14 protein-coding genes and 1 pseudogene are annotated in these 13,237 nt (G+C 60.7%); 11 read left to right on the top strand and 4 right to left on the bottom strand.

Annotated features, from left to right (window positions below; all coding sequences use genetic code 11):
• Positions 1-92 precede the first annotated feature (92 nt).
• From hemE to ACS5RD_RS21775, 6 genes are all read left to right on the top strand, one after another.
• Positions 93-1,121, top strand: coding sequence for a uroporphyrinogen decarboxylase (hemE, locus tag ACS5RD_RS21750; RefSeq protein ID WP_489929101.1), 1,029 nt, complete (start codon positions 93-95; stop codon positions 1,119-1,121).
• Positions 1,122-1,358: 237 nt separating this feature from the next.
• A protein-coding gene (locus tag ACS5RD_RS21755) for an IS3 family transposase (protein WP_489929102.1) occupies positions 1,359-2,509 on the top strand; the annotation gives its coding sequence in 2 pieces (ribosomal slippage) (positions 1,359-1,617 and positions 1,617-2,509; 1,152 coding nt in all).
• A 52-nt stretch (positions 2,510-2,561) separates the two neighbouring features.
• On the top strand, positions 2,562-2,798 hold the full coding sequence (locus ACS5RD_RS21760) for a hypothetical protein (RefSeq protein WP_489929103.1): 237 nt from the start codon (positions 2,562-2,564) through the stop codon (positions 2,796-2,798).
• Positions 2,765-3,010: a hypothetical protein gene (locus tag ACS5RD_RS21765; protein ID WP_489929104.1), complete on the top strand. Its 246-nt coding sequence runs from the start codon at positions 2,765-2,767 to the stop codon at positions 3,008-3,010. The genes ACS5RD_RS21760 and ACS5RD_RS21765 overlap by 34 nt, the downstream gene beginning before the upstream one ends.
• 117 nt (positions 3,011-3,127) lie before the next feature.
• The gene (locus tag ACS5RD_RS21770; RefSeq protein WP_489929105.1) at positions 3,128-4,339 is read left to right on the top strand and encodes an aminotransferase-like domain-containing protein; all 1,212 of its coding nucleotides are present in this window, start codon (positions 3,128-3,130) and stop codon (positions 4,337-4,339) included.
• 13 nt (positions 4,340-4,352) lie between these two features.
• The gene (locus ACS5RD_RS21775; protein WP_489929106.1) at positions 4,353-5,246 is read left to right on the top strand and encodes an EamA family transporter; all 894 of its coding nucleotides are present in this window, start codon (positions 4,353-4,355) and stop codon (positions 5,244-5,246) included.
• Here ACS5RD_RS21775 and hemF read toward each other — a convergent pair.
• Positions 5,243-6,097 (bottom strand): oxygen-dependent coproporphyrinogen oxidase, encoded by an 855-nt coding sequence (gene hemF, locus ACS5RD_RS21780; RefSeq protein ID WP_489929107.1) that lies wholly within the window; start codon positions 6,095-6,097, stop codon positions 5,243-5,245. The two genes, ACS5RD_RS21775 and hemF, sit on opposite strands and share 4 nt — an antisense overlap.
• A 102-nt stretch (positions 6,098-6,199) precedes the next feature.
• Between hemF and ACS5RD_RS21785 the strand changes: the two genes are divergently transcribed.
• Both ACS5RD_RS21785 and ACS5RD_RS21790 read left to right on the top strand, forming a co-directional pair.
• A complete protein-coding gene (locus ACS5RD_RS21785; protein WP_054008970.1) occupies positions 6,200-6,589 on the top strand; it encodes a hypothetical protein in 390 nt (129 codons plus the stop codon).
• A 104-nt stretch (positions 6,590-6,693) separates the two neighbouring features.
• A pseudogene (locus ACS5RD_RS21790) lies at positions 6,694-7,634 on the top strand (IS5 family transposase).
• Here ACS5RD_RS21790 and ACS5RD_RS21795 read toward each other — a convergent pair.
• Together ACS5RD_RS21795 and clpS are read right to left on the bottom strand one after the other, a co-directional pair.
• The gene (locus tag ACS5RD_RS21795; RefSeq protein ID WP_489929108.1) at positions 7,532-8,500 is read right to left on the bottom strand and encodes a class I SAM-dependent methyltransferase; all 969 of its coding nucleotides are present in this window, start codon (positions 8,498-8,500) and stop codon (positions 7,532-7,534) included. The pseudogene ACS5RD_RS21790 and the gene ACS5RD_RS21795 overlap by 103 nt on opposite strands.
• 27 nt (positions 8,501-8,527) lie before the next feature.
• Positions 8,528-8,848 (bottom strand): ATP-dependent Clp protease adapter ClpS, encoded by a 321-nt coding sequence (gene clpS / locus ACS5RD_RS21800; protein WP_054009042.1) that lies wholly within the window; start codon positions 8,846-8,848, stop codon positions 8,528-8,530.
• Positions 8,849-8,995: 147 nt separating this feature from the next.
• Between clpS and ACS5RD_RS21805 the strand changes: the two genes are divergently transcribed.
• The 3 genes from ACS5RD_RS21805 to ACS5RD_RS21815 all read left to right on the top strand — a co-directional run bounded on the left by ACS5RD_RS21805 (position 8,996) and on the right by ACS5RD_RS21815 (position 12,108).
• On the top strand, positions 8,996-9,703 hold the full coding sequence (locus tag ACS5RD_RS21805; protein ID WP_235815759.1) for an HAD family hydrolase: 708 nt from the start codon (positions 8,996-8,998) through the stop codon (positions 9,701-9,703).
• Positions 9,704-9,855: 152 nt separating this feature from the next.
• The gene (locus ACS5RD_RS21810; protein WP_489929109.1) at positions 9,856-11,427 is read left to right on the top strand and encodes a D-alanyl-D-alanine carboxypeptidase family protein; all 1,572 of its coding nucleotides are present in this window, start codon (positions 9,856-9,858) and stop codon (positions 11,425-11,427) included.
• A complete protein-coding gene (locus tag ACS5RD_RS21815; protein ID WP_054008973.1) occupies positions 11,428-12,108 on the top strand; it encodes a fumarylacetoacetate hydrolase family protein in 681 nt (226 codons plus the stop codon).
• Between the two features lie 106 nt (positions 12,109-12,214).
• Here the strand turns inward: ACS5RD_RS21815 and ACS5RD_RS21820 are convergent, their stop codons facing one another.
• Complete coding sequence (locus ACS5RD_RS21820) at positions 12,215-13,162, bottom strand: L-threonylcarbamoyladenylate synthase (protein ID WP_489929110.1); 948 nt, start codon at positions 13,160-13,162, stop codon at positions 12,215-12,217.
• Positions 13,163-13,237: the final 75 nt, after the last annotated feature.

Genomic DNA, 13,237 nt, shown 5'->3' on the forward strand with positions numbered 1-13,237 from the left:
GCGACACTTGCGCCTTTCAACCGATTGCCGCATGGGCGCGCTTGACACGCCGTCGCAGGTAAGGGACGCAAGCGCGCAACTGGAGGCAACCCATGTCAAAACTGATCCTGCGCGCCCTGAGCGGCGAAACCCTGTCCACCCCGCCAATCTGGATGATGCGGCAAGCGGGCCGCTATCTGCCGGAATACCGCGCGACGCGGGCGCAGGCCGGGGATTTCCTGTCTTTGTGCTATAATTCGGACTTGGCCGCCGAAGTGACGCTGCAACCAATCCGCCGCTATGGCTTTGATGCCGCGATCCTGTTTGCCGACATTCTGCTGTTGCCGCAGGCCTTGGGGGCCGATCTGTGGTTCGAGACCGGCGAGGGCCCGCGCCTGTCAACCATCACCACGATGGCCGAGGTGCAGGCGCTGCGCTCAAAAGACAGCATCCACGAAACCCTTGCACCGATCTACGAAACCCTCCGTATTCTCGCGCATGAATTGCCGCAGCAGACCACCCTGATCGGCTTTGCAGGTGCGCCTTGGACGGTTGCGACCTATATGATCGCAGGTCGTGGCACCAAGGATCAAGGCCCAGCCCATGCCCTGAAAGCCACCGACCGCGCCGCCTTCGCCGCCCTGATCGACGTGATCACCGAAGCCACCATCGACTATCTCTCGATGCAGGTTCAGGCCGGTGCCGAAGTGGTCAAGTTGTTCGACAGCTGGGCCGGATCGCTGAAAGGCCAAGATTTCACCGATTTCGCCGTCAAACCCACCGCCCGCATCATCTCGGCATTGAAGGCCAAGCACCCCGGTCTGCCGATCATCGCCTTCCCGCGCGAAGCGAGCGCGGGCTATATCGGTTTCGCCAAAGCCACCGGAGCCGACTGTGTCGCCATCGACAATTCGGTCAGCCCGGAATGGGCGGCGGAGAACGTGCAATCGACGGGCTGCGTGCAAGGCAACCTCTCACCCACCCATATGGTGACCGGCGGGCAAGACTTGATCGACGCCACCCGGCGCGTCAAAGCCGCCTTCCAAGGCGGCCCGCATATCTTCAACCTCGGCCACGGCATCACGCCGGATGCCGATCCAGAGAATGTCGCGCTGATGGTGGAAACCGTGCGGCAGCGGTGAAAATTCGCCGCGTTTCCACCCGGCCCGCTTTTTGAGGGGCGCTTGTCGGCAAGTTGGGCTAAACAGCGCGACTTGAATCTTGGAGTCCCATATTACCCCTTCTGCCCGTCCTGCGCCTCGCCGCGCTCTGCGCATTTCTGCCCGCCGCCGCTTTTAGTGAGCTACCCCCCGAAAATCGGACAGTGACGGAAGCTACGATCTGAAGTCTGCTGGTCTCCAAGCACGAGGAGAACAGAGATGTCGAAACGCAGGAACCATGGCGCAGCCTTCAAGGCGCGTGTGGCGTTGGAGGCGTTGAAGGGTGAGCGCACGGTGTCGGAATTGGCGACCGCCTATGAGCTCCATCCGACGATGATCCATCAATGGAAAAAGGCACTTCTGGAAGGTGCCACGGGCATCTTTGAGCGCGGCAGCAAGGCGGTCGCCACCGCTGAGGTCGCCGAGGATACGGTCCGCGAGCTGCATGCCAAGATCGGAGAACTGGCGGTCGCCAACGATTTTTTGGCAAGAAAGCTCAAGCCCTGGACCGGGAAGTGAGGCGTGGCATGATCGAACGGACCCACCCCACGCTGTCGGTCGGGGCGCAGTGTCGACTGCTATCGATCTCGCGGTCGTCGTTCTACTACGCGCCGCAAGGAGAGACTGCGATGAACCTCGACTTGATGCTGCTGGCCGACAAGCAGTTTCTGGAGACGCCCTTCTATGGCGTCCGGCAAATGACATGGCACCTGCAGAATGAAGGTCATGCCGTGAACGAAAAGCGCATCCGGCGTCTGATGCGCCTTATGCGCTTGATGCCGATCTACCAAAAACCCAACACCAGCAGGCCTGCGAAGGGGCACAAGACTTACCCCTATCTGCTGGGTGGGCTGCGGATCGACCGGCCCAACCAAGTCTGGTGCGCCGACATCACTTACCTGCCCATGCGCAAAGGCTTCCTCTATCTGGTGGCCATCATGGACTGGTTCACCCGCAAGGTGCTGGCCTGGCGCATCTCCAACACGCTGGAGGCCGACTTCTGCCTGGAGGCTTTGAACGACGCCATCCACAAGTTCGGCCCGCCCGAAATCATGAATACTGACCAGGGCAGCCAGTTCACCTCCTTCGACTGGACCGACCGCTTGAAGCGGGCAAAGACCAAAATCTCGATGGACGGCAAAGCCCGCTACCTCGACAACATCTTCATTGAACGTCTCTGGCGTTCCCTGAAGTATGAATGCGTCTACCTGCACGCCTGGGAAACCGGGTCACAGGCCAAAGCCGGCGTCGGGCGCTGGATCACCTTCTACAACCACCTGCGGCCCCACGCCGCCCATGGCGGACAACCGCCCGCCGTGGTCTACTTCAACGCAATCGAAACCGATCAGCAGAGGCAGGCAGTAGCTTAACTCACCCGGAAATCTGTCCAAGAGTTGGAGAGTAGCTCACTACGCGTTCCACATGTATGAACCCTACGCCGCCACCAGCGCGCCCAACATGAAGCGCGATGTGCCGCTGCGCTATCCGGGTGTGACAACCGATTATGCCGGGGGCGAACAGGTCTGGAATCGGGCTGCCGTCGTCGCCCATATCGACTACGCCTTCGATTGGGCCGCAGCGCAAGGCCTGTCCCCACCCGCATCGTCGCCGCCGAACTCGGCTGTATGCGGCTGTGGCCGGATTGCGCGACCTATCTGACCGACGTGATAGATGCTGTCGAGGCGCGCGGCGGCCACTGGGCGTTCTATTCCTTCCGCGAGGATGAATGGGAGGGCATGGACTATGAATTGCCCAACTCCGTGACTCCTGGCCGCTTCTATTACCTGTCGGAAGAAGGCAAGGCCGACAAGCTGCCAAGGGACGGCGCGCTGATTGGGATATTGCGGCAGCGGATGGGCGGTTCAGAGTAGCAGTCAAATACCCGCCCCGCTGCCATGCGGCCCAACCGATCACATTTTAGGTCATAGATATTGACTTACCCTCCGCCCAGCGCAAATGTCGCCACCAAACCGTTTGGGAGGACTGTCGTGGAGTGGAATAGTGTTCTGGCGACGCGCAATGCGCGGATGAAAGCCTCGGAAATTCGTGAGCTTTTGAAGCTGCTGGATCAGCCCGACATCATTTCCTTCGCGGGCGGCATTCCCGACCCTGCCTTGTTCCCCACCGAAGCTTTTCGCGATGCCTTCTCGGCGGCTTTGACCGGCCCCAAGGCGGGGGCTGCCCTGCAATATTCGGTATCAGAGGGCTATAAGCCGCTGCGCGATTGGATCGTGGCCGAGATGGGCAAGATCGGTGTGCCCTGCACGGCGGATAACATTCTGATCACCTCAGGCTCACAGCAAGCGCTTGATTATCTGGCGAAACTGATGATCTCACCGAATGACACCGTGCTGGTCGGCTGGCCGACCTATCTGGGTGCTCTGGGCGCGTTCAACGCCTACGAGCCGACCTACGACCGCCTTGACCCCAACACCAACCGCCCCGCCGCCGATTTCACGGCAAAGGCCGAAGCCGCGGGGGGCCGGGTGAAATTCGCTTATCTTTCGGTCGATTTTGCCAATCCCACAGGTGAAACCATTGCCCGCTCTGCCCGTGAGGCGGTGATTGATCTGGCTGATGAAATGAACATCGCCGTGGTCGAGGACGCCGCCTATCAAACGCTGCGCTATGACGGCGAGGCGATTCCGCCGATTCTGGCGCTGGAAATCGCCCGCAAGGGTAGCATTGAAAACTGCCGCACGTTGTACTGCGGCAGCTTTTCCAAATCGCTCGCCCCCGGCCTGCGGGTGGGCTGGGTTTGCGGCGCATCCGAGGTGATCAGTCGCCTTGTGCTGATGAAACAAGCCGCCGATCTACATTCAGCCACAACAAACCAGATCGTCACCCACCATGTCGCCAGCACCCAATTCGACACCCATGTCGCCAAGCTGCGGCAAACCTACAAAGCCCGCCGCGATCGCCTGCTCAAGGCGCTGACCCGTGAGATGCCCGACGGCGTCAGCTGGACCAAACCCGAGGGCGGCATGTTCATCTGGCTGACCTTACCGGAAGGGATGGACGGCGCAGATCTGCTGGCGCAATCGTTGCAAACTGAGCGGGTGGCTTTCGTCCCCGGTCGCGCCTTCTTCGCCGATGGCAGCAATGGCAACACCCTGCGCCTGTCGTTTTCCTGCGCCGATGAGGCCGCGATTGACGAGGGCATGAAGCGTTTGGGCCGCCTGATCGCCAGCCAGCCATGAACGGTTTCGGGGCATGAGCAGCCTTTGGGTGCTGGCAGCGCTGCTTGGCTCCATCGGCCAAGTTGCGCGCAACGCCATGCAGTCGAGCCTCACCCGGCAGATCGGCACTGTTGGGGCGACGCAAGTGCGCTTCCTGTTCGGCCTGCCGTTTGCGGTGCTGTTTCTTGCGCTGGTCACGCTTGCGACAGGCGAAGCCATTCCGATCCCTAACCTGCCCAGCCTCGGCTTCACCGTCGCGGGCGCTTTGGCGCAGATCGCCGCCACTGGCCTGATGCTGGTGGTGATGAAGTCGCAAAGCTTCGCCGTCACCACCGCTTGGCTGAAAACCGAGCCTGTCATCGTGGCGCTTGCCGCAGCGCTGATCCTGCGCGATCCGATCAGCCTGCCGGTTCTGGCCGCCATCGTGATCGCCAGCGCCGGGGTAATGCTGATGTCGATCAAACCCGGCACCCATGTCTGGCAGTTGGGTCGGCCCGCCCTTACCGGTCTTCTGGCGGGCGGGTTGTTTGGCGCATCAGCCATCGGCTTTCGGGGTGGCATCACTCATCTCGACCAAGGCGGCTTTCTGATCCGCGCCACCTCGACCCTCGCGCTGAGCCTGCTGATCCAAACTGCCACCCTGCTGATCTGGATGGCGCTGTTCAACCGCGCCGCGTTGCGGGCCTCTTTCGCGGTCTGGAGGTCATCGCTGTTTGCAGGCTTCCTTGGCGCTTTCGCCTCGCAGTTCTGGTTCATTGGCTTCGCACTGACCTCCGCCGCCAATGTCCGCACCTTGGCGCTGGTCGAGGTGATCTTCGCTACCGCCGTCTCGCGCTATGCGTTCAATCAGCCCGTCACCCGCCGCCAGATCATCGGCATGACGGTGATTGTGCTGGGCGTCGGCCTGTTGCTGCGGCTGCAAGCCTAGGTCCACTTGGCAATCGGCGGCAGGCTCATCAGCACCGCATTGGCATCATGGCCGGATTCCAGACCGAATTTCGTGCCGCGATCATAGACCAGATTATACTCAGCATAGAGCCCGCGATGGATCAGTTGCGCCTCACGGTCAGCGTCCGACCAAGGGGTGGAAAGACGGCGTTCGGTGAGCGGGACAAAGGCAGGCAGGAAGGCACGGCCCACATCCTGCGTCAAAGCGAAATCCTCTGCCCAATCGCCGGTGTTCAGATCATCGTAGAAAATCCCGCCGACGCCGCGCGCGCGGCCCCGGTGCGGGATGAAGAAATACTCATCCGCCCAAGCCTTGAATTTCGCATAGTAATCAGGGTGATGCACATCACAAGCTGCCCGCATTGCGCTATGGAAATGCGCGGTATCCTCGGGGTATTCCAGACAGGGGTTCAAATCCGCGCCGCCGCCAAACCACCAAGCATGCGGCGTCCAGAACATCCGCGTGTTCATATGCACCGCCGGACAATGCGGGTTGACCATATGCGCCACCAGAGAAATCCCACTGGCCCAAAACCGGGGGTCTTTGTCCATGCCCGGCACCCCACGCGCCGCCATCGCCTTTTGCGCCCGCTCACCCAAAGCGCCATGCACTTCCGAGACGTTGACTCCCACCTTCTCAAACACCGCACCGCCGCGCAGCACCGACATGAGGCCGCCGCCGCCATCCGCGCGGGTGGTCGGTGTCACTTCAAAGCGGGCAGCCTTGCCGTAGCTCGCCTCAAGCCCTTCAAAAGCCAAAACAATCTGATTGCGCAAGGTGCGAAACCAAGCCGAGGCTTGCGCCTTTTCTATGCTGAAATCCTCGGCCATGCCTCGCCCTTTTCGCTTATAATCCGGGGCCAGCGCCCGTGTTATGGCATATCAAGCGCGTGGCCCTATAGTAAAGCCAGCATCCCATTTTGTGAGTCGCCCATGAAACGCATCGTCCTGCCTGCCCTGCTGATCCTCGCCGCCTGTGGCACTCCACAAGAAAACTGCATCAGCGGGGCCACCCGCGACATGCGTGTGGTGGATCGCCTGATTGCCGAGACCGAAGGCAATATTCAGCGCGGCTATGCCTATGAAACCGTTACCCTTTCGCGCACGGTTTGGCGGCAATGCGGATATCGCGGCAAACCCGGGAAACCGGATATGGGTCCGCAAATGTGCCTTGACGATGTAGATTACACCGAGCAACGCCCCAAAGCCATCGACCTGAACGCCGAATCCGCCAAACTCGCCAGCCTGAAAGCCAAACGCGCGGTGCAAGCCAAGGCCGCTAGCCCGTCGATCAAGGCATGTAAGGCGCAATACCCGGAGTAAATTGCTACAATTTGACTAGGGTTTGTTGACGTTTGAGGATTCCCAAATCAGTTTCTGAGTGATTCAAGGTTGCCAAATGGGAGGCAACCTTGATCCGCACCGCTTTGACCGACGCCCAATGGGAAACCATCGCCCCGCACTGTCTTGGCCGGGAATGTGATCCCGGTCGCACGGGGCCTGATCCGCGCCTTTTTGTCGAGGCCGTTCTCTGGATCGCGCGCACCGGCTGCCCTTGGCGCGACCTGCCCGAGGATTTCGGGAAGTGGAACTCAGTCTTCAAACGGTTCCGCAGATGGGTGAAGGCCGACGCATTCTATCGTATGTTCAGGATGTTGGCCGAAGATGCCGACTTCGAATACGCCATGATCGACGGCAGTATCGTCAAGGTCCACCGCCACGGTCAGGGCGCAAAAGGGGGACTCAGAGCCAGGCCATCGGACGTTCTCGCGGCGGCATAACCACCAAGATCATGGCCCTGACCGACGCACTCGGCAACATGATCAACTTCCGCTTGCTGCCCGGACAGGCGCACGACCTGCGTGGCACCGCAGCCCTGATCGAAGGGCTGTCCTGCGGCCAGTTCCTCGCGGATCGCGCCTTCGACGCCAACTGGCTGCGCGATGCGCTGACCGGCGCAGGGATCGAAGCAGTCATACCCCCTAAATGCAACCGCCGCTTCCCGGCGGAGTTCGACCGCCACACCGACACATGGCGGCACCTGATCGAGAATTTCTTCGGAAAACTAAAGGAATACAGAGGCATCGCCATACGCTGCTGCAAAACAGACGAAAGCTTCAGCGCGTTCATCTCCCTCGCGGCAACAGTGATGCGCACAAGATTAACATCAACAGACCCTAAAATTGTCATCCTCTGTGCTCAAATATCCCACGGGGTCTGGGGTGTGAAACCCCAGCGCGTAGCCCAAGAGCCTAACCAAGAAACTTACCGCGTGCGGATCGGATACGACGCCCGCGTTACCCGAAACGCCTTGTCGCCGCCGATTTCCTCGACCTGCTTGAACAAGGTGACCAGCAACTTGTCGTAAGGCAGATACCGATTGGCGACCATCCACAGGCTGCCTGAGGGGCTCAGGCCGCGCTGCGCGGCTTTGATAAACGCCATGCCCAGCCCCGCATCCGCCTCGCGCGCTGTGTGGAAGGGCGGGTTCATCACCACGCTGTCCCACAGCCGCACAGGCTTGAAGGTGGTCGCATCGGCCCAGTGAAACTTTGCGCGGGGGTCGGGGATGTTGACCCGAGCGCAGGCCAAGGCCTCGGCCTCGGCCTCGACCAGATCGAGTTCCTTGACACCTTCCCGCGCCAAGATCGCCCGTGACAGATAGCCCCAGCCCGCACCCAGATCGGCGACACGCGCGCCGACTTTGGCAGGCAGCGCGGCTGCCAACAGGGCTGAACCGCGATCCGGCCCATCAGACGAGAACACCGCAGGCAGGGTTTGGAAGCCGCCTTCAACCTGCATGGGGTTCGCCGCCCATTCAGCCAATGCCGGGCCGGGTTTCACCACCGCCAGCTTACCATGAGCTTTCGACAACGCCTCGCCGACCTCAAGGCCCAAGGCCTTGCAATCTTTCAGCAACGTTTCAACCCCGTCGGTCTTTTGGCCATCGACGACGATAATATCCGCACCCAAAGCCTCGGCCATCAAAGCCCGTGCTTCGGCTTTCGCGCGTGGCACGCAGACGATGGCAATGCTGCCCGAACCCTCGGTCCGGTAGCCTTGCGCTGCAAAATAATCGTGGTCGGGCTTAAACCCGCTTTTCACCACCACGCGGTCCTGCGGCAAAGCCGACAGATCATCCCCCGCGCGAGGCCGCAACACCACAATATCGCCCACAGCAGGCAACACCAAAGCGCCGCTTTGCAGCGCCAATTCCAACCGGGCCGAGCGCATGAAAGCCGCCTGTTCTTTGCTAAAAGTTTATTCTTTTTCCATCGTGCATTGCAACGGATGCTGGTGCCGGCGGGCGAAATCCATCACCTGCGCCACTTTGGTCTCCGCGATCTCATAGGAAAACACGCCGACCACCGCCAGACCCTTTTTGTGAACCGCCAGCATGATCTCAAAACTTTGCGCGTGGTTCAGGCCGAAAAACCGTTCCAGAATATGCACAACAAATTCCATCGGCGTGTAATCATCGTTCAAAAGCATAACCTTATACAGCGGAGGTCGCTGCGTCTTGGTCTTGGTTTTGGTCAGAATCGAGGTATCATTGCCGGGGCCATGCGGCGCGTCGGACATCGTGGGTTCAGTCAGGCCTGCAATGGGGTTCACGCGGATAGGCTCCGTTTGGCAGATTCGGAATTTCGGTTGCACTGTCGTAATATAGCGCATTTCTGCCTTGCGAAAAGACCCTCAGCTTGGATGATGGCGCGACAGGGGGACAATATGCTGACAACGATAGGTTTTGATGCCGATGACACGCTGTGGCAGAACGAAAGTTTCTTCCGCCTGACGCAAGATCGCTTCACGCAACTGCTGGCGGATTACTGCGACGCGGATCATTTGCACATGCAGCTTTTGGCAGCCGAGCGGCGCAATCTCGGGCATTATGGCTTTGGCGTCAAAGGCTTCACTCTGTCGATGATTGAAACTGCGATTGAAGTCACCGAAGGCCGGGTGCCATCCTTGGTGATTGCCGAGATCATGGCGGCGGGACGCGAGATGTTGGCGCATCCGATCGAACTTTTGCCCCATGCGCGGGCGGCGGTTAAAACCTTGGCGGCCAGCCACCGAGTCGTTTTGATCACCAAGGGCGATCTGCTGGATCAAGAGCGCAAGCTGGCGCAATCGGGCTTGGGCGATCTGTTTCACGGCGTCGAAATCGTCTCGGACAAGACCGCCAAATCCTATTCGGCGATTTTCGCCCGTCATGGCACCGGGGCGGATCAGGCAATGATGATCGGCAACTCGTTGAAATCAGACGTGCTTCCGGCATTGGCTGCGGGAGCCTACGGCGTGCATATCCCACATGGGCTGACCTGGGCGCTGGAACACGCCGATGCGCCGCAGGGGATGGACAGATTCTTCAGCCTGCCAAGCCTTGCCGAACTGCCCGATCTTGTGGCCAGCCTGCCAAATCACCACCATCCCTAGGGTGCAAGCGGCAATTTCGGCACATAAACCACAGTTTATATTCCCCAGAACCCCTTTTAGAATAAGGGGTTTTCCTGAATCACCTGCTGTGCTAGCTTTTTAGCAAGCAGAACAAAGCCCCCGTTTAATGAGGGGTAAATGAGGCAGACCAAATGGGCAAATCGGCACTATGCCAGCTTGGGCAGTATCTCCGTCGTTTTATGGTTTTGGCAACGCTCAGCGTTGTCGCGGCCTGCTCCGGCCCGCAAGAGTCCAAAGCCGCGCCCTATGCCGCTTATGTGATGGACGCGCGCACGGGTGAGACGCTGTATTCCGAAAATGCCGACACCCGACTGCATCCGGCCTCGCTGACCAAAATGATGACGCTCTACATCACGTTTTCCGAGATTGAGGCGGGCAATGTCTCGCTGGATACCATGATCACCGTGTCCAAAAACGCCGCCGCACAGCCGCCCTCGCGTTTGGGACTGAAGGCCGGGCAGAAGATCCAACTGCGCTACCTGATCCGCGCCGCAGCCGTGAAATCGGCCAATGACGCGGCTGCCGCAATTGGCGATTATTTTGAGGGCACGCCGGAAAAATGGGGTGCGCGGATGACCCGCACCGCGAAACAGCTGGGGATGAAGAACTCCACCTTCAAGAATGCCAATGGCTTGACGGCGAAGGGGCATCTGTCCACCGCGCATGACATGTCGATCATGGGGCGGCATCTGTTCTACGATTATCCACAATATTACAACATCTTCTCGCGCCGCAGCACCGATGCGGGCATGGCAACAGTGGCCAACACCAACCGCAAATTCCTTGATCAATACAAGGGCGCGGATGGCATCAAGACGGGTTACACCGGGCCCGCGGGCTTCAACCTGACCGCCTCGGCTGAACGGGATGGCGTGCGGATCATTGCCACCGTGTTCGGCGGCACCTCGACCCCAATGCGCAACGCCAAGATGACAGAATTGCTTGATCTGGGCTTCCGCAAGGCCCAAAAAGGCGGCGGTTCGCAACAGCCGATTGCGCCGACCTACAGCGCCGATCAGGAATTGGTGGCGCAGGCGGATACGGGTGCCGAGTCTGGAACCGAAATGGAAGAAGAAGGCGGCGGTGGTCCGGCCAAGACGATCAGGCTGGTGATGGCAGTGTCCAGCTCACCCCGCCCCAATGCGCGTCCGGTGCATGACCCTGTTGCTGTCGCCGCTGCCGAACAAGCAGGCAACGCGATGGCCGATGACATCGCGGGTGCCTTGGCCGAAGCCACCGCAGAACCTGCACCAGACTCGCTTGAAGCCCAAGCTGTCGAACTCGCCGCTGTTGAGGCCCCAGCAGAGCTGTCGATCAAAGCCACAGCCGCCAATCCACAATCGGTGCAACTGGTTTCGGCCCCGGCCAAACCGAAGCACAAAGCCCCGATTTATGATGAGGCCCTTGTGGTGGCCCAAGCCGAAGAACCTGCCGCAGAGGAGGTGGTGACCAATGTCTCCACCTCGGGCGGCAAGGGTTACGGCATCAATATTGGCCGTTTCAACAGCTATGGCGAGGCGGATCGCATTTTGATGAAAACCCTGCTGTCGGAAAACGCCACGCTGGGCGATGCCTTGCGCAAAGTGGTGCAGAAAAGCGGTGGCTTTGACGCCAACTTCCTCGGCCTCAGTCAGAAAGAGGCCGATCTGGCCTGTCGCCGTCTGCAAGCGCGTGGCGTGACCTGCTTCACGATGGGGTCCTAATTGGATTTCGTGCTGCCGCCCGCCGCCGTGCCTTCGGTGGCGGTGGCAGGCAGTTCCGCACGCTTTGCGGTGCGGCGGATATTCTGCGTCGGCCGCAACTATGCCGAACATGCCCGCGAGATGGGCCATGACCCCAGTGCCGAGCCGCCGTTTTTCTTCACCAAACCCGGTGATGCGGTGGTTGATTCGGGTGCCGCACTCCCCTACCCCACCGCCACCGCCGATCTGCATCATGAAGCGGAGCTGGTGGTCGCCTTGGGCGCAACTGGCAGCTTTGTGACCGAGGATCAGGCTTTGGCACTGATCTGGGGTTACGCTGCGGGCAACGATCTGACCCGCCGCGATCTGCAAGCCGAAGCGAAAGCTGCGCGCAGGCCATGGGATATGGCGAAGGGGTTTGACAACTCGGCGGTGGTCGGGGCTTTGCGGCCCGCGGATCAAGGCGCACCTGCGGGCCGCATCCGTTGTCTGGTCGATGGCCGTATCACCCAAGACGCCGATCTGGCCGAGATGATCTGGCCCGTGGCGGGTATCATCGCGCATCTGTCGCGGCTGGTGGCCCTACAACCCGGCGATCTGATCTTCACCGGCACCCCTGCCGGAGTAGGCCCCATCGTGCCCGGACAGACCTGCGATGTGCAGATTGACGGACTGGAGCCTGCAAGCGTCACCCTGCTATAACCCGCTAAAACTTATCTAAAATTGTCATCCTCTGTGCCTAAATATCCCACGGGGGTTCGGGGGTGTGAAACCCCCGGCGCGGCTGATGCAAGCAGACAACGCTCTATCACCCACGCGGGGCCGCAGCCCTGCGCAAACGATCATTGATCGCGCGACCAAGGCCATGTTCGGGAATCGGCGCAATCGCGATGGTTTGACCGGGTAGCGCCAGCCGATCTGCCTCGCGCAGCAGATGAAACAGGTTCGCCGCAGCCTCGATCAGATCACCGCTGACCGACAAGTTCAGATCCGCCTGCCCCGCGCCAAACCCCAACCGCACCTCGCCCGGCAAAGCGCTTTCCGCATTCAACCGCACCGCAGCCCCCGGCGCGTAATGCGAGGCCAACTGACCGGGCGCATTGGGTTTTTCGGCATTGCCGCCGCTGACCAGCGGCCCCAGCATCGCCTCCAAAGCCTCGGTCGCAATGCCACCGGGACGCAAAAGTGCTGGTTCTCCGACCAACCCGAGAATGGTCGATTCCACACCCACAGCACAGGTTCCGCCATCTAGCACTGCGTCAATCCGGCCCGAAAGACCGTCCATCACATGCACAGCACGGGTGGGGGAAACCCGGCCCGAAGGGTTCGCCGAGGGCGCCGCCAACGGCCCGCCAAACGCCCGCAGCAAGGCTTGCGCCACCGGATGCGCGGGCACCCGGATGGCGACGCTATCAAGCTCTGCCGTCACCAGCGGCGACAGGCCTGCGTCAGCCCGCAGCGGCAAAACCAGCGTCAAAGGCCCCGGCCAGAACGCGGCGGCCACCGCTTCAGCCCGTGCATCAAACACGGCGAACGCCCGCGCCGCCGCCAAATCCGGCACATGCACGATCAACGGATTGAACCTTGGCCGTCCCTTGGCGTCAAATATCCGCGCCACCGCCAGATCCGAGCGCGCATCACCGCCAAGCCCGTAGACCGTCTCGGTCGGGAAAGCGACAAGGCCCTCCCGGCTCAGGATCTGAGCGGCGCGGGTAAGGCTTTCGGGCGTGGCCGTAAGGGTTTCTGTTTCGTTCATCTTTTGTGACGTAGCGTAGGGCTTGATGCCCAGAGTGGCAGGAATAACCATAGCAAGAGGGCCACTTTACGCCCG

It is taken from the genome of Cypionkella sp. PAMC25878 (assembly GCF_058135695.1).

What these genes read in the sequence shown, in the direction of transcription:
- hemE (WP_489929101.1), top strand. Translation starts at nt 93, where the DNA reads ATGTCAAAACTGATCCTGCGCGCCCTGAGCGGCGAAACCCTGTCCACC.
- ACS5RD_RS21760 (WP_489929103.1), top strand. Translation starts at nt 2,562, where the DNA reads ATGTATGAACCCTACGCCGCCACCAGCGCGCCCAACATGAAGCGCGAT.
- ACS5RD_RS21765 (WP_489929104.1), top strand. Translation starts at nt 2,765, where the DNA reads ATGCGGCTGTGGCCGGATTGCGCGACCTATCTGACCGACGTGATAGAT.
- ACS5RD_RS21775 (WP_489929106.1), top strand. Translation starts at nt 4,353, where the DNA reads ATGAGCAGCCTTTGGGTGCTGGCAGCGCTGCTTGGCTCCATCGGCCAA.
- hemF (WP_489929107.1), bottom strand. Translation starts at nt 6,097, where the DNA reads ATGGCCGAGGATTTCAGCATAGAAAAGGCGCAAGCCTCGGCTTGGTTT.
- ACS5RD_RS21785 (WP_054008970.1), top strand. Translation starts at nt 6,200, where the DNA reads ATGAAACGCATCGTCCTGCCTGCCCTGCTGATCCTCGCCGCCTGTGGC.
- ACS5RD_RS21795 (WP_489929108.1), bottom strand. Translation starts at nt 8,500, where the DNA reads ATGCGCTCGGCCCGGTTGGAATTGGCGCTGCAAAGCGGCGCTTTGGTG.
- clpS (WP_054009042.1), bottom strand. Translation starts at nt 8,848, where the DNA reads ATGTCCGACGCGCCGCATGGCCCCGGCAATGATACCTCGATTCTGACC.
- ACS5RD_RS21805 (WP_235815759.1), top strand. Translation starts at nt 8,996, where the DNA reads ATGCTGACAACGATAGGTTTTGATGCCGATGACACGCTGTGGCAGAAC.
- ACS5RD_RS21810 (WP_489929109.1), top strand. Translation starts at nt 9,856, where the DNA reads ATGGGCAAATCGGCACTATGCCAGCTTGGGCAGTATCTCCGTCGTTTT.
- ACS5RD_RS21820 (WP_489929110.1), bottom strand. Translation starts at nt 13,162, where the DNA reads ATGAACGAAACAGAAACCCTTACGGCCACGCCCGAAAGCCTTACCCGC.